Here is an 18066-nt window from a genome sequence, read left to right as displayed (position 1 = left end):
GACTTTTTATGAACCGGGTTGTGAATGGTGCTCAGATCACTCCGCTGACAACTCCGCCGGAATGAACGGTCTCCAGCACCTGCCGCATCGCCGCGGCGCTCTGCTGCCACGAGAACTCCCCGCTGCGCACCTGCGCTTTGGCCCCCAGCTGCTCGCGCAGCACCGCGTCGCACAGCAGCCGGTCGAGGCCGTCGACCAGGCCCTGGTAGTCGTCGACGAGCAACCCGGTGACGCCGTCGACGACGGAATCCACCAGGCCGCCGGACGCGCGGTAGCCGATGGTGGGCACCCCGTGTTGTGCGGCTTCGACGACAGCCAGCCCCCAGCCCTCCTTCCGGGAGGGCAGCACGTTGACCCAACTGCGCTGCAGCACAGCGTGTTTGGTGTGGTCATCGACGTGGCCGTGGAACGTCACCGCATCGGAGATGCCGAGCAGCGCTGCGTGGTCGACGAGCCGGTCCGCCCACCAACCGTCGCCGAGCACGTCCAGATGCAGACCGGGAATCCGCGAGCGCAGCCGGGCGACGGCCCCGAGCGCGTCCTCGATCTGCTTGTGCGGCACCAGCCGGGACAGCACGACGACCCGGGGGGTTGTGGACCGTGCCGGCGTCAGCGTCGCGCCCGGGGCGGCGTCGAGACCGTTGCGGACGATCGCGACACGGTCGGCGTCCACACCGAGCAGCGTGAGATCTCGCGCGGACGGCAACGACACCGTGACGTACTGGTTGTGCCGGTGCACCCGCGGCGACAACCAGGATTCGACGAACCATCCGATGCGGCTCATGACCCGCCCGGCGACCGGCCACTGCTCGCGGTGACAGTGGTGCACAAGCACCACCACCCGTCGGCCGTAGACCAACCTGGCCAGGAACGGCAGCCCGTTCTGGGTGTCGACGACCACGTCCGGACGCACATGCCGCAGTGGGCCCAGGCCGATCACGGCCGCGGCCATCGCCAGCCCGGCCCAGACGTACACCGAGTGCCGCCCGCCGACGCGCTGGATCTCCACACCGTCGACGGTCTCGCGCCGGGCGGCGCCGGGATAGTGCGCGGTGCGCAGCGTGACCCGGACGCCGGAGTCGGCGAGCTGCGCGCCGATACGTTGCAGGTAGGCCTCGCTGCCGCCGCCCTGCGGGTGGCCGGTGTCGCGCCAGCACAGCAGCAGGACGGACTCGAGGGGCAGGTCGGACATCGGGTTCAGAGTAGTCGGGTCCTAGGGTGACCGGGATGGCGGCAACGGACCTTCTGGCGCGGCGGGCGACGTTGTCGCGGTCGCTGCGTCTGCTGTCGGAGTTCCGCTTCGAGCAGCGTGATCCGGACCGGTTCTACGGCGCGCTCGCCGACGACACCGTCGCGATGGTCACCGATCTGTGGACCGCGGTCCATGGCACCCCGCCATCCGGCGGCACGGTGCTGGACGTCGGCGGCGGGCCCGGTTATTTCGCCTCAGCCTTCACCGATGCGGGGATGCGGTACATCGGCGTGGAACCCGACCCGCGGGAGATGCACGCGGCACCCGCGCTGCAGCGCGGGGAGGGGGCCTTCGTCCGGGCCTCCGGCACCGCACTGCCGTTCGGCGACGGCAGCGTCGACATCTGCCTGTCCTCCAACGTCGCCGAGCACGTACCCGACCCGTGGCGTTTGGGCGACGAGATGCTGCGGGTCACCCGGCCCGGAGGGCTGGTGGTGTTGTCCTACACCGTGTGGCTGGGCCCGTTCGGCGGGCATGAGATGGGCGTGACGCACTACCTCGGTGGCCGGCGCGCTGCTGACCGTTACGCCCGCAAACACGGCCACCGACCGAAGAACGACTACGGCTCGTCGTTGTTCGCCGTGTCCGTCGCCGAGGGATTGCGCTGGGCCGCCGGCACCGGCGCGCTGGTCGCCGCATTCCCCCGCTACCACCCTCGATGGGCATGGGGGACGGTCCAGGTGCCACTGCTCCGTGAGTTCACAGTGAGCAATCTGGTGTTGGTGTTGCGGCCGTCGTGAAGGGCTGAACTGCAACAGGTTCTCGTTTGGCCGATCGGTGGGTAATGTGACGGCCATGACACTGCGGACGCGAGGAGCAAAATGACCCAGAGCACTGCCTTCAAGACCGAGTGGGACAAGTTGTTCATCGGCGGCAAGTGGGTCGAGCCGGCTTCCTCGGATGTGATCGAGGTGCACTCCCCCGCCACCGGCGAACTGGTTGGCAAGGTGCCGCTGGCGACGGCGGCCGACGTGGACGCCGCCTGCGCGGCCGCCCGCAAGGCCTTCGACGAGGGACCGTGGCCGCAGATGACACCGGCGGAGCGCGCCGAGATCCTGGGCCGCGCGGTCAAGATCATGGAGGAGCGCGGCGACGAGCTGAAATTCCTGCTGGCCGCCGAAACGGGCCAGCCGCCGACGATCGTCGACATGATGCAGTACGGCGCGGCGATGTCGTCGTTCAACTACTACGTCGGCGCCGCGGACAAGTTCACCTGGCAGGACATCCGCGACGGCGTCTACGGCCAGACCCTCGTGGTCAAGGAGCCGATCGGTGTCGTCGGGGCCGTGACGGCGTGGAACGTGCCGTTCTTCCTGGCAGCCAACAAGCTCGGGCCCGCGTTGCTGGCCGGTTGCACCGTGGTGCTCAAGCCCGCCGCCGAGACCCCGCTGTCGGTGTTCGCGATGGCCGAGATGTTCGCCGAGGCCGGACTGCCCGAAGGCGTGCTCTCGATCGTGCCCGGCGGTGCCGAGACCGGGCGCGCCCTGACCGCCAATCCCGAGCTGGACAAGTTCACCTTCACCGGCAGCTCGGGGGTCGGCAAGGAGGTCGCCAAGATCGCCGCCGACAAGCTCAAGGCATGCACGCTGGAGCTGGGCGGTAAGTCGGCGGCCATCATCCTCGAGGACGCCGACCTGGATTCCACTCTGCCGATGCTGGTGTTCTCCGGGCTGATGAACTGCGGGCAGGCCTGCGTCGGGCAGACCAGGATCCTGGCGCCGCGGTCGCGTTACGACGAGGTCGTGGAGAAGTTGTCGGCCGCCGTCGCGGCGATGCCGATCGGGCTGCCCGACGACCCCGCCGCGATGATCGGCCCGCTGATCTCGGAAAAGCAGCGCGAGCGCGTCGAGGGCTACATCAAGAAGGGGGTCGACGAGGGTGCGCGCGTTGTCGCCGGTGGCGGCAGGCCCGACGGCCTCGACAGCGGCTGGTTCGTGCAGCCGACGGTGTTCGCCGACGTCGACAACTCGATGACCATCGCCCAGGAGGAGATCTTCGGCCCGGTGCTCGCGGTGATCGCCTACGAGGACGAGGACGACGCGGTGCGCATCGCCAACGACTCGGTTTACGGCCTCGCCGGCAGCGTCTACACCACCGACAACGACAAGGCGCTGCAGATCGCCCGCAAGATCCGCACCGGCACCTACGCGGTCAACATGTACGCGTTCGACCCCGGCGCCCCGTTCGGCGGCTTCAAGAATTCCGGCATCGGCCGCGAGAACGGCCCCGAGGGCATCGAGGCCTACACCGAGGCGAAGAGCATCCTGCTGCCGTTCGGTTACACGCCGGCCACCTAGCACGCGCTACGAACGGACCAAGCACGCCGAGACCCGACTTTTGCAGGTATTCACCCGCACTTCTTCTGCAAAAGTCGGGTTTCGGCGTGTTCGGTGCCTCAGAAGGCGTGTTCTGACAGCTCCATCGCGGTGAGGTCGACGGCCTTCAGGATGGCGCTCTGGGCGGTCAGCCGCGGAAGAACGTTCTTGGCGAAGAACTTCGCGGTGGCGACCTTCCCGGCGTAGAAGTCGCGATCGCGGTCGCTGACGTCGCCGTCCAGGGCGGTCAGAGCCACCTCGGCCTGCTGCAGCAGCAGCCAGCCCAGCAGCAGGTCGCCCACCGCGAGCAGGAACGGGACCGACTCCAGCCCGAGCCGGTAGAGCTCTCGGGGGTTCTGCTGCGAGTCGACCAGATAGCCGGTCATCGCCGCGACCATCGCCTCCACGTCGACCACGGCGGTCGCCAGAAGCGTGCGCGCCTCGGCCAGTTCGGGGTGCGCCGCGCTGTCGGCGAGGAACGCGCGCATCCGGCCCACCACGTGCATCAGTGCCCCGCCCTGATCCCTGGCGATCTTGCGGAAGAAGAAGTCCTGCGCCTGGATCGCGGTGGTGCCCTCGTAGAGCGAGTCGATCTTGGCGTCGCGGATGTACTGCTCGATCGGGTAGTCCTGCAGGAACCCGGAGCCGCCGAGAGTCTGCAGCGACTCCGTCAGGCATTGGTAGGCACGCTCGGAGCCGACGCCCTTGACGATCGGCAGCAGCAGGTCGTTGACCCGGCCGGCCATCGCGGCGTCCGCACCGGAGACGATGTCGGCGGCGACGATGTCCTGGTGCGCCGCGGTGTAGAGATACAGCGCACGCAGGCCTTCCGCGTAGGCCTTCTGGGTGAGCAGCGCTCGACGGACGTCGGGATGGTGGATGATCGTCACCCGCGGCGCGGCCTTGTCCGTCATCTGTGTCATGTCGGCACCCTGCACCCGGGTCTTGGCGTAGTCGAGCGCGTTCAGATATCCCGTGGACAGTGTCGCGATAGCTTTGGTGCCCACCATCATGCGGGCGTACTCGATCACCCTGAACATCTGGGCGATGCCGTTGTGGGTGTCGTCGACGAGCCACCCGACGGCAGGGGTGCCGTGCTGGCCGAAGGTGAGTTCACACGTCGCCGAGGCCTTCAGGCCCATCTTGTGCTCCAGGCCGGTGACGAACACCCCGTTGCGTTCTCCGGGCTCGCCGGTCTGCGGGTCGAAGTGGAACTTCGGCACCAGGAACAGGCTCAGGCCCTTGGTGCCCGGCCCCGCTCCCTGCGGCCGGGCGAGCGTGACGTGGATGATGTTCTCGAAGAGATCGTCGGTGTCGCCGTTGGTGATGAACCGCTTCACGCCGTCGAGGTGCCAGGTGCCGTCGGGCTGCTGGACCGCCTTGGTACGGCCCGCGCCGACATCCGAACCGGCGTCGGGTTCGGTGAGCACCATGGTGGCGCCCCAGTTGCGCTCGATCATCAGCGACGCCCAATGTTGTTGTTGCTCATTGCCGATGGCGTGAACGATGTCGGCCATCTTCGGCCCGGCCGAGTACAGGAACACCGCAGGCTGGGCGCCGAGCGCGAACTCGTTGATCGCCCACTCCACCATCGAGGGCGCGGGTACGCCGCCGATGTCCTCGGCCATGCCGACACGGAACCAGTCGCTGCCGTGCCAGGCCCGAAACGCCTTCTTGAACGGGTCGGGAATGCTGACGGTGTGGGTGGCGGGGTCGAACGTCGGCGGGTGCCGGTCGGTTTCGGCGAAGCCCTCTGCCAGCGGCCCCTCGGCGAGCTTGGCGGCCTCGTCGAGTATCTGGTGCACCGACGCCCCGTCGAGGTCACCGAACTCACCCGTGGCCAGCACCTTCTCCAGGGACAGCATCTCGAAGAGGTTGAACTCCAAGTCGCGGACATTGCTCCGGTAGTGGCCCATGCTGCGCCCTCCATCCAGCTCGAGTTTCGCCGCTGCGACGAGTTCGCCAAAGCCTACGACAAACCGGGCCCGTCAGGGTTTTCGCCACCGCGCGCAGACGAAGTCGGCGTTGCGGGCGGTGGCGACCAGCGCCCACTCCGAGCGGATCGGCAGCAGTCGGGAACCGGCGCCGAGCGTGCAGGGGGCGTAGGACACGATCATCTCGTCGATCAGGTCCGCCGCCGCGAACTGCGCGGCCACGTCTCCGCCGCCGACCAACCAGACATCCTTGTCGGCCGCCGCGGACACCAGGGTGGGATAGAGGTCGGTGACGTCGCCGTCGAACGTCGTGACGGGGTGTCCGTCGGCGACGATGCCGGTTCGGTGCGTCAGCACCCACGACGGCTGCGTGTACATCCACTCGCCGGGGTGGTTGTCCACGATCCACCGGTAGGTGTCGGCCCCCATCACCAGTGCGCCGACGTTCGCCATGAACGCATCGATGGCGAACGGCCCCTCGGAGTCGATGTCACGGCAGGTCAACCAGTCCAGGCTGGCGTTCTCGTCGACGATGTAGCCGTCCAGGCTGGATGCGGTGTAGTACACGCAGGCCATGTCAGGTTCCTCTCATCCATTCGAGTGGGTCACCGCGCCGGGCCGCTATGCCGTGGCCAGCCAGCATGGCCCGGGCCAACTCGCGGCGGTGTGCGGAGTAGGTGAGTACGTGCGCGACGATCCCGTACAGCTGGAACGACTCCGGCGGGTCGCACAGCGCGTCTATCACAGTGTCCCCGAGCCGCCCGGCGGCCGAGTACTCGGAAACCATTGCGCCCCAACGCTTGGCGATCTCATCGTGGTGCGCCGCAAGCGCCTCGGCGGCGACGAACGCGGGCTGGGTCGACGAACGCGGCGGGAAGTCCTCGCCCGCGATCGTGGCCAGCCATACCTCTTTGGTCCACACCAGCGCACCGAGCACCGCACCCACGCTGGGTTCGGGTCCGTCCCATTCCAGCACCGTCTGTCCGGGCGCGACCTCGGCGACCCACTGCTGCGGGGTCAGTTGCGCGGCCTGGGCCAGCAGTTGGGCGGTGTCGTCGAGGTCGTGGGCCACCAGCAGCCGGGACACGTCGGGGGCGTCGGCGTCGTCCACGCCGGCGGTGGGTGAGCTGTCCAACCACAGCGACTGCGGTGGGTGGAAGTGCAGGCCATTGGGTGCGGGCAACCGGAAGTGCACGTCGGCGGCCTGGGACGGCGGCAGTCCGTAGGTGCGGCGGAAGGCCCGGGAGAACACCTCGGCCGAGGACCAGCCCTCGTCGGAGGCCACCGCGGAAACCGCCTCACCGCGCTGCAGCCGCCAGGCCGCGCGCTCCAGCATGACCCGGCGGCGCAGTGCGGCCGGGGACTCGCCGGTCAACCGACGAACCTCCCGGGAGAAGTGGAACTCCGAGGCGTGGCTGCTGCGCGCCATGTCGCTGACACCGCTGTTCGACGCGTCGGTGACCGCGTCGAGCAGCTCACGGAGCCGGTCACGGCCGCCCAGGGGCGGCTCGACTTGTGGATCGGTCACGGTCCCTGAGTATCGTCCGGCACCGCCGCGCGGGACATGACAATTCTTGCTGTGTGTCGCTCAGCTGTCGAGGACCTGGTCCACCCGGGCTTCGACGGCGGAGCGGTCACCGAGGTCCGCCAGGTCGATACCGAACACCTCCGCCAGGACCTCGAGTACCTCTGCGGCGCTGTCCAACCGGGTCTTCTCGGTGCCGCCGGCGCGGTGCACGGCCAGATTCCGGCCGCGCAGGTTCCAGCGCGCAGTGTCGGTCACCAGTGCCGCCGAGAGCCCGATGACGAACCCCGAGGCGGGGTGTGTCGACACGTACCAACTGCCGACCTCGAGATCGATGCGGGGCTGCGGGCGTGGGCTCAGCAGATAGAGGGGCTGCCATTCACCGCGGACCTCGGCCTGCAGTTCGAACCCCTCGGAGTGGTCGGTCAGCCGGTAGGGCTCGTGGCGGGTCTGTTGCACCGGTCCCGCAGACAGCCGGATCGGGGACGTCAGGGTCTGCCCACCGAACCCGACGTCGACGAGGTAGGGACCGTCACCGTCCGGGAGGTGGACCGAGAGCACCTGGTGGGTCTGTGCCGGCAGCGTGTCGTCGGGCTGCATCCAGACCACCCGCCCGGCCAGGCGCGCCACGTCGTAGCCCAGCTGGTCGAGCACGTAGCCCAGCAACCCGTTGTGCTCGTAGCAGTAGCCGCCCCGGCGACGGCGCACCAGCTTGTCGGTGAGCGCTTCGGCGGACAGATCCGCCACCGGGACCCCCATCAGCGGGTCGAGGTTCTCGAACGGGATCGAGCGGTTGTGCGCGGCGACGACGTCACGCAGTGTCTCGAGGGTGGCCCGGGCATCGCCGGTGTAACCGACGCGGGCGAAGTACGCGGTCAGGTCGAAGGCCATCTGGGCATCGTGCGCCCTCAACAGCGCTTAAGGTCAAGAGCGATGGGTGACGGCCGTGAGCACTGGGTACACTAAAAAACTGGAACACGTTCCAATCCGACGCCAGAGGGGGCCACGGTGAGCTCGACAGATGTCACGCCGTCCGAGATCACCAAGTGGGACCCGGTGCTCACCGAGCGGGTGATGGGCCTGCTCAAGCCGTTCCTCAAGGGCTGGCATCGCGCCGAGGTGCGAGGCCTCGACACCTTCCCGGCCGGCGGCGCGCTGGTGGTCGCCAACCACTCCGGCGGCCTGTTCGCCATGGACGTCCCGGTGTTCGCCAGCGGCTTCTACGAGGAGTTCGGCTACGACCGCCCCGTGTACACGCTCAGCCACGACATGCTCATGGTCGGGCCCACCGGCACCTTCTTCAAGAAGACCGGGTTCATCCCCGCCAGCCACGAGAACGCCGACGAGGCGCTGCGCTCCGGCGGTGTCGTCGTGGTGTTCCCCGGCGGCGACTACGACGTGTACCGCCCGACGCTCAGCGCCAACAAGATCGACTTCGGCGGTAGAACCGGGTACGTGAAGGCTGCGCTGAACAACGGGGTGCCCATCGTGCCCACCGTCGCGATCGGCGGGCAGGAGAGCCAGCTGTTCCTCACCCGCGGCACCGAGATCGCCAAGGCGCTCGGCCCGGTGGCGCGGCTGTTCCGCACCAAGATCCTGCCGGTGTCGTTCGGGTTCCCGTTCGGCCTGTCGGTCGTGCTTCCGGTCAACGTGCCCCTGCCGTCGAAGATCACCATGAAGACGCTGCCGCCGATCGACATCGTCGAGGAGTTCGGCGAGGATCCCGACATCGACGAAGTCGACGCGCATGTCCGGCGGGTGATGCAGCGCGCCCTCGACGAGTTGGCCAAGGAACGCCGCATCCCGGTGCTGGGCTGAGCATGGCGATCACCGACCCCCTGACCAAAACCATGGGCCTGGTGTCGACGATGGTGCGCGCAGGCATCATCGCGCCGATGCGCCCCGACAAGTACGTGCGGATCGCGGCGGCGATGCAGCGCGAGAACATGGCCATCACCTCGGGATTCGCCGGCGCGGCGCAGCGCTGCGGTGACCGTGCCGGCCTGGTCGACGAGCTCGGCATCCTGACCTGGCGGCAGCTGGACCGCCGCGCGGACGCCCTGGCCGCCGCGCTGCAGGCACTGCCCGCGGGCCAGCCCGACGTCGTCGGGTTGATGGCCCGCAACCACCGCGGCTTCGTCGACGCGCTGATCGCCGCCAACCGGATCGGCGCGGATGTGCTGCTGTTGAACACGTCTTTTGCCGGTCCGGCCCTCGCCGAGGTGCTCGAGCGCGAAGGGGCGGGCAAGTCGGTCGCGGTGATCTACGACGAGGAGTTCACCGAGACGGTGGACCGGGCGCTGGCCAACAGCCCGGACACCACCCGGATCGTCGCGTGGACGGACACGCCTGACCACCCGTTGACCGTCGAGCAGATGATCGAGGCGCATGAGGGCCAGGAACCTCGGCGCGCCACCGAGAAGGGCCGGACGATCCTGCTGACCTCGGGGACCACCGGAACGCCCAAGGGGGCCAGCCACTCCGGCGGTGATCCGAGCGTGCTGAAGGCCATCCTCGACCGGACCCCTTGGCGCGCAGAGCAGCCCGTCGTCATCGTGGCCCCGATGTTCCATGCCTGGGGTTTTTCGCAACTCGCCTTCGCCGCGTCGATGGCGTGCACGATCATCACCCGCCGCAAGTTCGATCCGGAGGCCACCCTGGATCTGGTCGATCGGCACCGTGCCACCGGCCTGTGCGTGGTGCCAGTGATGTTCGACCGCATCATGGACCTGCCAGAGGAGGTCCTCGACCGCTACAGCGGTCGCTCACTGCGCTTCGCATCGGCCTCCGGCTCGCGGATGCGCCCAGACGTGGTCATCGCTTTCATGGACCGTTTCGGTGACGTGATCTACAACAACTACAACGCCACCGAGGCCGGCATGATCGCCACCGCCACCCCGCGTGACCTGCGCGCCGCTCCCGACACCGCCGGTAGGCCCGCTGAGGGCACCGAGATCCGCATCCTCGACAGCGAGATGCGCGAGGTGCCCACCGGGGAGGTCGGCGGCATCTACGTCCGCAACTCCACCCAGTTCGACGGCTACACCTCCGGCACCACCAAGGATTTCCACGAGGGTTTCATGTCCTCGGGTGACGTCGGCTATCTCGACGACGCCGGGCGGCTGTTCGTGGTGGGTCGCGACGACGAGATGATCGTCTCCGGTGGCGAGAACGTCTACCCGATCGAGGTGGAGAAGACGCTGGCCGCACATCCCGACGTGGCCGAGGCCCACGTCCTCGGCGTGGACGACGAGAAGTACGGCCAACGGCTGGAAGCGTTTGTGGTGCTGACGCCCGAGGCGTCGGCGACCCCGGATGCGCTCAAACAGCATGTCCGCGACAACCTGGCGAACTACAAGGTGCCGCGCGCCATCACCGTGCTCGACGAACTGCCCCGCAGCATCACCGGCAAGATCTCCCGCAAGGAGTTACAGGACCGGGCTGGGCGGGCATAAGCAAGCGATGGCTAAACGACGACCGCTGCTGCGCGCCCTTCTCGAGCTGGCCAACGCCGCCAACGGGGTGCGCCCCCTGGCCCGCGAGGGTTACTCCACCATCCCGGTGTTCGCGTTCGGCTGGCCGACCTCGGAGATGTCGCCGCTGTACCTGGCGGGCTCCGTGCTCGACGCAGTACGACGCGGCCTGCGCGGCGATTTCCGCAGCGGCCAGGGACGGATCGCGCTGGCACTCACCGCGCTCACCTGGGGCCTGCTGTATCTGATCCACCGTCGCAACGTGGAATCTCAGCCGCACTTCGAGGACCCGCTGCGGGAAGCGCTCGGTGACGAGTACCCGGCGATCGCCGAGAAGGCGAAGCCCGACCGGCGCCGCGTCGTCGGGGTGTGGCCCAACGAGCTGGTCAGGCGCCGCTACGTCGAGAAGGCCGGCACCATCCAGTACGGTCCGCACGGCGCGGTCAACCAGGCCGACATCTGGCGCCGGTCCGACCTCCCCCGGGATGGCAAAGCTCCTGTGCTGCTGCAGGTTCCGGGTGGCGCGTGGTCGATCGGGATGCGTAAGCCGCAGGCCTACCCGCTTCTGAGCCATCTCGCCGACCACGGCTGGATCTGTGTGTCGATCGACTACCGGGTCAGCCCGCGCAACACCTGGCCGGATCACATGGTGGATGTCAAGCGGGCACTGGCGTGGATCAAGGAGCACATCGCCGAGTACGGGGGTGATCCGGATTTCGTGGCGATCACCGGTGGATCGGCGGGCGGGCATCTGTCCGCGCTGGCGGCGCTGACCCCAGGGGATCCGCAGTTCCAGCCCGGCTTCGAGGACTCCGACACGTCGGTGGTCGCCGCGGTGCCGATTTACGGCCGCTACGACTGGATCTCGGCGCAGGGCAGTGGCCGCAGGGAGTTCCTGGGATTCCTGCAGAAGTTCGTCGTCAAGAAGCCGATCCTGGCCAACCGGGAGATCTACGCGGATGCGTCGCCGAGTTATCGCTTGCGGGCCGACGCGCCGCCGTTCTTCATCCTGCACGGGCAGGACGACTCGATCATCCCCGTCCCCGAGGGCCGGGAGTTCGCCGAAGCGCTGCGCGAGGTGTCGACGTCACCGGTGGTGTACGCCGAGATCCCGCACGCCCAGCACGCTTTCGACTTCTACTACGGCTCGCCGCGGGCGCACTACACCGCGCAAGCGGTCGAGGAGTTTCTGTATTGGGTGCAGGCCGGGCGCAAGGTCGCCGACTAGGTGCCGGCGCGCCGGTGGAGTCGCCGGCCGGTTAGCTCAGTGCCGGCCGGATGCCAAATATCCGACGCTAGCCTTACGGTGGCGGAAGCAGCATGTCCTGCCAACTTCGCGGTTGGGAGCCGGCGGGAGCCAAATTTCCCTGAGTGTGCAGGCGGCCGTCGGGCCCGATGTAATTCCCCGTCGCCGGGTCGTATTCGGTCACGGCGATCGGTGGCTCCGGTGTCGCGACGGGGGCAGTTGCGGGCATGGCCGGCTGAGCAGTCGCGCCCGGCGGCAACTGCGGCACCGCTTGTCCGGACAGCGTGGCGTTCGGGTCGCCCTTCCAGTTGTAGCCTTCGTTGAGGGGCACATAGTTTTCGTCGCTCTCGCACATCTTGACGGTCGGCGCTCTTTTGCCTGGTCGTGTCGCGCACGGCAGGTTGCGGGCCCCGCGCACATCTAACGCCGAATCCTGGGGCACCCGGCAGTACATATCGCCGGAGGGCCGTTCCGGGTAGTCCACTTCACTCGGTGGCCGCATCTGCTGGGCCGGCAAGTATCCAGTGGTGCAGGGCGGAGGCAAGTTCACGTTGAGGTTGAACGACAGATATTGGCCCTTGTAGTCCTGCTGCGTGTCGCGATTGGCCAGTTCGGAGGCCTGGATCATTTCCACTGCGCGCGGGAACAGCACCATCAGCTGTTCGAGGTTGTCCCGGTACGTGATCGCCACATCCGCTGGGCCGACGAGGTTGGCCAACAGAACTGGCAGCGTCGGCTGCAATCGGTCCATCAGCCGGCGCACCTCGTCGGCGGCGTTCGGCGCCCTGTCCAGCACTCCCCGGAGCGCAGTGTCTTGCGTCTGAACCTGATCGGCGATGTTGGCGACGTTGGCAGCCCACGATTGAATGGAATCGGATGTGTCGATCTGCGTGTCCAGGATGGGTTTGGACTCATCGATCAGCGCGGTGAGCGCGTCGAGGTTGCCACGCGCATCAGCGGCCAGGGTCGTCGTTCCCTTCACCAACCGGGCCAGCTCGGGCCCCAGACCCCCGACGGCGGAATATGCCTCGTCGATCGCAGTCTTCAGGTTGTCCTGCGGAATCGCCTGCAGCCCAGTGTTGGTCGCGTTGAGCAGCGAGTTGATATCGGGGGGCACGGTTGTGCGATTTGCTGGGATTGCATCGCCGTTCTGCAATGCCGGACCGTCCCCGCTTCGCGGCACGAGTTCGAGGAACTGTTCGCCGATCGCAGTCTGGCTATGTACCTGCGCGGTCAGGTCTGCCGGAATATCGATCCCCGACTGCAATGAGAGCTCCGCTTGGACACCGGCCGCACTGAGTCTTACATCCTCGACCCGGCCCACCGGAGTGCCGCGGTAGGTGACGTTTCCATTCTTGTACAGCCCGCCCGATTCGGGCAGATTCACTGTGACGCGGTAATGGCCGGTGCCGAAAAGCATCTTCGGCACATCGAGGTAGCCGAAGGCCATGATTCCCCCGGCGACGACAGTCATCACCGCGAAGAATGTCAGCTGGATGCGGACCTGCTTGCTGAGGTGCATGGTCACGGCCCCTGGTCGTAGCGGTAGGGCGCCAGCAGCGGATTGCCTGCGGTGTAGGGGCTCGGCAGCACGCCGATTGTGCGCCCCCACTGCATTTCCAGCTCTGTCAGTTCGCCCTCGAACCGTGTCCCGGTCAGGAACGAGGAATCTAGCCGGCTCAGCGTCAGGTCCACGACGAGCGTGGCGTTCCCGTAGTCGCCGCGGAACCATTTGGTCAACGTGTCCTTGGCGAATGGAAAGGTGGTGAACAAGCCAAGGGACCGCGTCAACGCGGGACCGGCGTTTGCGAGCGATTCCAGCACCGGTCCGAGATCTTTCAGCTCGGCGACAAGTGCCCTCTTGGTTTGGTGGATCGAGTCCGCCGCCAACGCGCTGAACTTTCCCAGTTGATCGACCGCCTCGATCAGGTTGTCGCGTTCCGCGTTGAGCACCGCCAGTGCGTCGGGGATCGTGTCGAGCGCCTTGTCGACAACCGGCTTCTGTGCGGCGAACTGGCCGACCAGTCTGTTCAGGCTCTCGGTGGCGGCGATGATGTCGCTGGTCTGCTCGTTGACCTGGGCGATAAATGTGTCAAGCTGCTCCATCAAGCTGCGAAAGTCATCCTCGCGTCCTTCGAACGCGGTGCTAAGCGCTCTGGTGATGTCCTGGATTTGGCCCAACCCGCCGCCGTTCAACAGTACGGAGGCCGCGGCCAACGTCTGCTCGGTGGAGGGATACGCCGTGGCCGACGGCAGCGGGATCAGCGACCCCTGTCGCAGTCTGCCGCGCCAGTCAGCATCGGTCGGCGGCGACAATTCGATGTGCAGTGACCCCAGCAGACTCGTCTGGCCGACCGTCACAGTGGAGTTCGCCGGCAGGTTCACATCGCCGTTGAGTTTTATCGTCAGTAGCGCATGCCAGCCTTGGCGCTCGATCTTCGTGACTGTGCCGACGTTGACATCGCCGACCCGCACCCGTGAGTTCTGCTGAATGTTGCTGACGTCGGGCATCTGGGCCTGAATCGTGAAGGAGGCCGGTCCGCGGCCCTGCGTGCCGGGCATCGGCAAGGTGTTCAATCCACGCCAGCCACATCCGGCCAGCAACATCGCTGCCAACACCAAACCGATCGCGGGGGCTGTCCGAGGCCACCGAGTTCGCATCACGAACCAGCTCCGGGTGGCGCCATCATCCCCGGTAATCCGGCGGTCGGATCGGTCGGTTCAGCCAGCCGAGCTTCGGCGGCCAGCGGCATCGAGTTCTCAATCGGCACTGGCGGTTCAGCCTCCGTCCGAGGTGGTGGCGGCACGTAGTCCGGGCGCAGCCGATCCTCGCTGTAGGTGATCTCGTTCGGACGCGCCACAGCGCCCACAAACGGGTTGAGGCCCAGCGGCAGGAAGTTGTATTGCCGGTTCTTGACTATCGGCGCCAGGTATTGCACGCACAGTTTCGCCGATTGCTCCGCGCCCAGTCTCGATGCGGCTTGGATGGCGCCGCACAAGAAGGTGATCGGGTCGTTGAAGTTGTTGATCGCCGCCGCGCCCGTCAGCGTGCCCTGAGCAGGCTGATAGAGGTTGGCGGCGTTGGCCGCCGTCGTCGGCAGAACATGCAAGAGCTGCTTGACATCGTCGAGACTGTCGTTCAACGCTTGAGACACCGACGCAACCGTCTCCGACGTGGCGCCGAGTGCATCACGGTTCTCGGCGACGAAGGTCGTCACCTCGCCCACCACATCGCTGAGTTCTCTCGTCGCGTTGGCGACCTCGTCGGGATCATTGGCCAGCAGCCCGGTGACCGAGGCGAGGTTTTCGTTCAGCTGACGTATCAGCACGGTGCTGTCCTGCAGCGCTGTGACCAAGGTCGAGAGATTCTTGACCGTGGTGAAGGTGTCGCCGCTGTGGTCGCCCAGCGCCGAAACCGCCTGGGACAGGCTGATGATCGCGTTGCGGATGTCGGCCCCCCGGCCGCGGAGGTTGTCGGCGGTGGTGTTGACCAGAGCGCCAAGCGTGCTGACGCCGCCCGGTTCGGTCGGCTGCAGTGTCTTGGTGAGCTTCTCGAGTTGGGTGCGGAAGTCGTCCCACTCGACTGGGACGGCAGTGCGGTCCTGGGGGATCACCGTGTTGTCCCTGAGCGTGGGTCCGCTGCGGTACGGCGGCGTGAGCTGTATCGCGCGCGCGGTGACCAGCGTGGGCGACAGGATCACGGCCACGGCATCCGCCGGCACCGGGTGGCTGTTATCGACCCAGAACGTGATCTTGACCCGCGTCGGCTGCGGCTCGATCTTGTCGATCCTGCCGACGTTGACTCCCCGGATACGCACGTCGTCGCCGACGAAGACGCCGTTGCTGCTGTCGAAGTAGGCCACGACATTGGTCCGGCCAACCTGCCTGGTCGTGTGTGACAGCACGAACACAGCGCCGGTGATCAGAATTGCCAAGCACAGTGCCAGGCTGACACGGATCCTGTTCATTCGTCTTCCTGTCCCTGCTGTCCTCGCGCAGAGCCATGTTGACCTTCAACAGGATCCGAATCGAGGACCGTGGTCGGTGTCGAAGGCGGCTGTTGCCGCTGTTCAGGCGCCAGCGCTGGAGGCCCGGGCGGCGGCCCGCCAGCAGGTGGCGCCGGCAGTGGCTCACGGAAGGGGTATCGCGGATCCCCTGGATTGCCGGTTATGGCATCTGGCAGCGTCAAGCGCGGCGGGCCGCCTTGACCGGTGCGTGGATACGGTCCCGGAACCGCCGGTGTGCCCGGCTGCCCAACCTGTGGATCGGTGCGCTCCGAGGGCGACAGCACGCTCGGATCGAGGCCCAGATCTGAGAATGCCGCATCGACGAAGGGCTGGACGAACTGTCCCGGCAACAGGTTTGCGACATACGCTTTGAAAAAGGGGCCGGAGGCCAGGGATTCGCCCAGACTCATCGCGTACACGCCTAGCCCCTTGATAGATTGCTGCACTTGGGTTTTACGGTTGTCGATGGTTGTGAGCACAGCGTTCAGCTTGTCGAGGGCTGGTTTGAGACTTTCGCGGTTCTCGGCGATGAAACCCTTGATCTGCTGAGCCAGGGTGGTGATATTGACCGAGATCTGGTCCAATGCGGCACTCTGGCTTCGCAAGGACGCCAAAACCGCGTTGGTGTCATGGATGAGGCGCACAATCTGGTCGGTGCGATCAGATAGAACTGTAGTCGCCATACTGGCATTGGAAAGCAGCTCGCGCAGCTGTGCGTCTCGCTGGTTGAGGGTGTCCGAGAACCGCGCCACCCCGTCGACGGCGGCCTTGAGCTGGGGTGGGGTGTCTACAAGCGTCTGCGACAGCGTTTGCATTGCGTCGGACAACCTGTCGGTGTTTAGCCCGCTGATGGTCGCAGTGAGATCGCCGATGGCATCGGGAAGTTGATACGGCGAGGTGGTCCGCTCGATGGGAATCGCCTCGCTGAGATTCCCCGAACCGCGCGGTGCCACGGCAAGAATCTTGTTGCCCAACAGACTGGTTGTCTTGATCGCCGCCTCGGTGCGAGCACCGAGGCGGATGTCATCGGACACGGTGAAAGTGACCAACACTCCGTCGGAGTGCAGTGCGACGCTCTGCACTTGACCGGCCAATAGCCCTGACACCTCGACAGGCGCCCCGGTGTTCAGTCCGCCTGCCTCGTCGAAGTAGGCGAAATAGGTTGTGCCCGTCAAGAAAGGAAGTCGATCATAGTTCAGCCCCGACACTGTCGCCGCGCCGATCACGGTCACCGCCACGGCCCCGATGATTACCGGGTTACGCTCTCGAAAGGGTTTCATCGCGGTGCGCACCTACCCGAGTCCTGCCCGGCGACCTTGATATACACCGGTTGACCGCCTTTGCCATTGACTTTCAACACCAAGTCGCATAGGTAAAAGCTGAAGAAGTCACCGTAGAGGGCTTGACGACCGAGCACACGGTAGGCGTCCGGCAAGGTGGACAGCAGATCGTCGAAGTACTCGTGATTTGCCAGGACCGCCGCAGATGTCCGGTCGGTCTCGTGGACTGCCTTCTGCAGCGGTGAGCGCGCCTGACTCAGAAGATCGGCGATCGAGCCAGCGGCCTCGTTGGCATGTGCCACCCCGCTGGTGATGTCCTGTTGGCGTCCTTGGAGACCATGCACGAGTTCGGACAGCGAGTCGACGGCCTTGCCGAATTTTTCGCTGTCATCGCCCAGAGATCCCAGCACAGTGTTGAGGTTGACGACGATCTCACCTATGAGTTCGTCCCGGTCCGCCAGCGTGTTGGTTAGCGCCGCGGTCTGGGTGAGGACCGAACCGATGGTTGGGCCCTGCCCCTGGAACGCGGCGATGAGCTGCCCGCTCAGCGCATTGACCTGCGTGGGGTCCAAGGCCCGAAACAGTGGCCTGAACCCGCCGATCAGCGCGTCGAGGTCCAGCGCGGGTGCGGTCCGCTCCAGCGGGATGGTCCCCCCGGGAGGTAGTTGAGTGGTTCCACCGACCCCGTCCTCCAACGCGAGGTAGCGGCCCCCGATCAGGTCGTCATACCGGATCACACTCCGGCTGCCCTCGGTCAGCACCACTGACTCGTCAGCGCTGAATGTGACTAGCGCGGTCGCGTCGTCTCGAACCTTGATGTCCTCGACCTTGCCCACTTCGACGCCTGCTATACGGACGAAATTTCCGCTCTTGAGTCCGCTGACGCTGGTGAATTCGGCGTTGTAGGTCCGTTCTTTTTGAAAGCGCAGCTGCGCGAACACCGCGATCAAGGCGAACGCGCCGACTGCGCAGACGAGACAGAATATTCCCAAGCGGACGAGAAGTCCTGAAAGGCTGCGCTGCACAGTGACTCA

The 18066-nt window shown here is 66.6% G+C and carries 15 protein-coding genes; 5 read left to right on the top strand and 10 right to left on the bottom strand.

All coding sequences use genetic code 11. The features are described 5' to 3' along the window. Positions 1 to 31: 31 nt before the first annotated feature. On the bottom strand, positions 32 to 1192 hold the full coding sequence (locus BEMPMBAN_RS16965) for a glycosyltransferase family 4 protein (protein WP_159232044.1): 1161 nt from the start codon (positions 1190 to 1192) through the stop codon (positions 32 to 34). 35 nt (positions 1193 to 1227) lie between these two features. Between BEMPMBAN_RS16965 and BEMPMBAN_RS16960 the strand changes: the two genes are divergently transcribed. Together BEMPMBAN_RS16960 and BEMPMBAN_RS16955 are read left to right on the top strand one after the other, a co-directional pair. Then, positions 1228 to 1992: a class I SAM-dependent methyltransferase gene (locus BEMPMBAN_RS16960; RefSeq protein ID WP_159232042.1), complete on the top strand. Its 765-nt coding sequence runs from the start codon at positions 1228 to 1230 to the stop codon at positions 1990 to 1992. Between the two features lie 81 nt (positions 1993 to 2073). Further along, positions 2074 to 3549: an aldehyde dehydrogenase gene (locus BEMPMBAN_RS16955; RefSeq protein WP_159232040.1), complete on the top strand. Its 1476-nt coding sequence runs from the start codon at positions 2074 to 2076 to the stop codon at positions 3547 to 3549. A gap of 98 nt (positions 3550 to 3647) precedes the next feature. Here the strand turns inward: BEMPMBAN_RS16955 and BEMPMBAN_RS16950 are convergent, their stop codons facing one another. The 4 genes from BEMPMBAN_RS16950 to BEMPMBAN_RS16935 form a co-directional block, all read right to left on the bottom strand. Then, positions 3648 to 5483, bottom strand: a complete 1836-nt coding sequence (locus BEMPMBAN_RS16950; protein ID WP_159232038.1) for an acyl-CoA dehydrogenase — start codon at positions 5481 to 5483, stop codon at positions 3648 to 3650. A 72-nt stretch (positions 5484 to 5555) separates the two neighbouring features. Further along, positions 5556 to 6077 (bottom strand): dihydrofolate reductase family protein, encoded by a 522-nt coding sequence (locus tag BEMPMBAN_RS16945; RefSeq protein WP_159232036.1) that lies wholly within the window; start codon positions 6075 to 6077, stop codon positions 5556 to 5558. Position 6078: 1 nt separating this feature from the next. Continuing rightward, complete coding sequence (locus BEMPMBAN_RS16940; protein WP_200846007.1) at positions 6079 to 7029, bottom strand: helix-turn-helix domain-containing protein; 951 nt, start codon at positions 7027 to 7029, stop codon at positions 6079 to 6081. Positions 7030 to 7089: 60 nt separating this feature from the next. Beyond that, positions 7090 to 7917 carry an arylamine N-acetyltransferase family protein gene (locus BEMPMBAN_RS16935; RefSeq protein ID WP_159232034.1) on the bottom strand — a complete coding sequence of 276 codons (828 nt, stop codon included), beginning with the start codon at positions 7915 to 7917 and terminating at the stop codon, positions 7090 to 7092. A gap of 117 nt (positions 7918 to 8034) precedes the next feature. Here BEMPMBAN_RS16935 and BEMPMBAN_RS16930 point away from each other — a divergent pair, with 117 nt between their 5' ends. The 3 genes from BEMPMBAN_RS16930 to BEMPMBAN_RS16920 are packed head-to-tail and all read left to right on the top strand — an operon-like array spanning position 8035 to position 11727. Further along, a complete protein-coding gene (locus BEMPMBAN_RS16930) occupies positions 8035 to 8844 on the top strand; it encodes a 1-acyl-sn-glycerol-3-phosphate acyltransferase (RefSeq protein ID WP_159232032.1) in 810 nt (269 codons plus the stop codon). Positions 8845 to 8846: 2 nt separating this feature from the next. Beyond that, positions 8847 to 10481 carry an acyl-CoA ligase FadD12 gene (gene fadD12, locus BEMPMBAN_RS16925; protein WP_159232030.1) on the top strand — a complete coding sequence of 545 codons (1635 nt, stop codon included), beginning with the start codon at positions 8847 to 8849 and terminating at the stop codon, positions 10479 to 10481. Between the two features lie 7 nt (positions 10482 to 10488). After that, positions 10489 to 11727 carry an alpha/beta hydrolase gene (locus BEMPMBAN_RS16920; protein WP_159232028.1) on the top strand — a complete coding sequence of 413 codons (1239 nt, stop codon included), beginning with the start codon at positions 10489 to 10491 and terminating at the stop codon, positions 11725 to 11727. A 73-nt stretch (positions 11728 to 11800) separates the two neighbouring features. Here BEMPMBAN_RS16920 and BEMPMBAN_RS16915 read toward each other — a convergent pair whose 3' ends face one another. The 5 genes from BEMPMBAN_RS16915 to BEMPMBAN_RS16895 are packed head-to-tail and all read right to left on the bottom strand — an operon-like array spanning position 11801 to position 18057. Beyond that, positions 11801 to 13267 carry an MCE family protein gene (locus tag BEMPMBAN_RS16915; protein ID WP_159232141.1) on the bottom strand — a complete coding sequence of 489 codons (1467 nt, stop codon included), beginning with the start codon at positions 13265 to 13267 and terminating at the stop codon, positions 11801 to 11803. A gap of 2 nt (positions 13268 to 13269) precedes the next feature. Next, entirely contained in the window at positions 13270 to 14406 is a 1137-nt protein-coding gene (locus BEMPMBAN_RS16910; RefSeq protein ID WP_159232026.1) for a virulence factor Mce family protein, read from the bottom strand. Further along, positions 14406 to 15713, bottom strand: a complete 1308-nt coding sequence (locus BEMPMBAN_RS16905; protein ID WP_159232023.1) for an MCE family protein — start codon at positions 15711 to 15713, stop codon at positions 14406 to 14408. The genes BEMPMBAN_RS16910 and BEMPMBAN_RS16905 overlap by 1 nt, the downstream gene beginning before the upstream one ends. Continuing rightward, positions 15710 to 17032 carry an MCE family protein gene (locus BEMPMBAN_RS16900; RefSeq protein WP_159232139.1) on the bottom strand — a complete coding sequence of 441 codons (1323 nt, stop codon included), beginning with the start codon at positions 17030 to 17032 and terminating at the stop codon, positions 15710 to 15712. Before BEMPMBAN_RS16900 ends, BEMPMBAN_RS16905 begins: the two co-directional genes overlap by 4 nt. Next, entirely contained in the window at positions 17029 to 18057 is a 1029-nt protein-coding gene (locus BEMPMBAN_RS16895; protein ID WP_159232021.1) for an MCE family protein, read from the bottom strand. The genes BEMPMBAN_RS16900 and BEMPMBAN_RS16895 overlap by 4 nt, the downstream gene beginning before the upstream one ends. Between the last annotated feature and the right edge of the window lie 9 nt (positions 18058 to 18066).

The sequence above is a fragment of the Mycolicibacterium austroafricanum genome (assembly GCF_902705885.1).
Lineage (GTDB): Bacteria > Actinomycetota > Actinomycetes > Mycobacteriales > Mycobacteriaceae > Mycobacterium > Mycobacterium vanbaalenii_A.
Note: the sequence above shows the minus strand (reverse complement) of the source record. Positions and strands in the feature narration are given on the sequence as shown.

What these genes read in the sequence shown, in the direction of transcription:
- BEMPMBAN_RS16905 (WP_159232023.1), bottom strand. Translation starts at nt 15,713, where the DNA reads ATGAACAGGATCCGTGTCAGCCTGGCACTGTGCTTGGCAATTCTGATC.
- BEMPMBAN_RS16955 (WP_159232040.1), top strand. Translation starts at nt 2,074, where the DNA reads ATGACCCAGAGCACTGCCTTCAAGACCGAGTGGGACAAGTTGTTCATC.
- BEMPMBAN_RS16945 (WP_159232036.1), bottom strand. Translation starts at nt 6,077, where the DNA reads ATGGCCTGCGTGTACTACACCGCATCCAGCCTGGACGGCTACATCGTC.
- BEMPMBAN_RS16960 (WP_159232042.1), top strand. Translation starts at nt 1,228, where the DNA reads ATGGCGGCAACGGACCTTCTGGCGCGGCGGGCGACGTTGTCGCGGTCG.
- BEMPMBAN_RS16900 (WP_159232139.1), bottom strand. Translation starts at nt 17,032, where the DNA reads ATGAAACCCTTTCGAGAGCGTAACCCGGTAATCATCGGGGCCGTGGCG.
- BEMPMBAN_RS16915 (WP_159232141.1), bottom strand. Translation starts at nt 13,267, where the DNA reads ATGCACCTCAGCAAGCAGGTCCGCATCCAGCTGACATTCTTCGCGGTG.
- BEMPMBAN_RS16950 (WP_159232038.1), bottom strand. Translation starts at nt 5,483, where the DNA reads ATGGGCCACTACCGGAGCAATGTCCGCGACTTGGAGTTCAACCTCTTC.
- BEMPMBAN_RS16910 (WP_159232026.1), bottom strand. Translation starts at nt 14,406, where the DNA reads ATGCGAACTCGGTGGCCTCGGACAGCCCCCGCGATCGGTTTGGTGTTG.
- BEMPMBAN_RS16935 (WP_159232034.1), bottom strand. Translation starts at nt 7,917, where the DNA reads ATGGCCTTCGACCTGACCGCGTACTTCGCCCGCGTCGGTTACACCGGC.
- BEMPMBAN_RS16965 (WP_159232044.1), bottom strand. Translation starts at nt 1,192, where the DNA reads ATGTCCGACCTGCCCCTCGAGTCCGTCCTGCTGCTGTGCTGGCGCGAC.
- BEMPMBAN_RS16920 (WP_159232028.1), top strand. Translation starts at nt 10,489, where the DNA reads ATGGCTAAACGACGACCGCTGCTGCGCGCCCTTCTCGAGCTGGCCAAC.
- fadD12 (WP_159232030.1), top strand. Translation starts at nt 8,847, where the DNA reads ATGGCGATCACCGACCCCCTGACCAAAACCATGGGCCTGGTGTCGACG.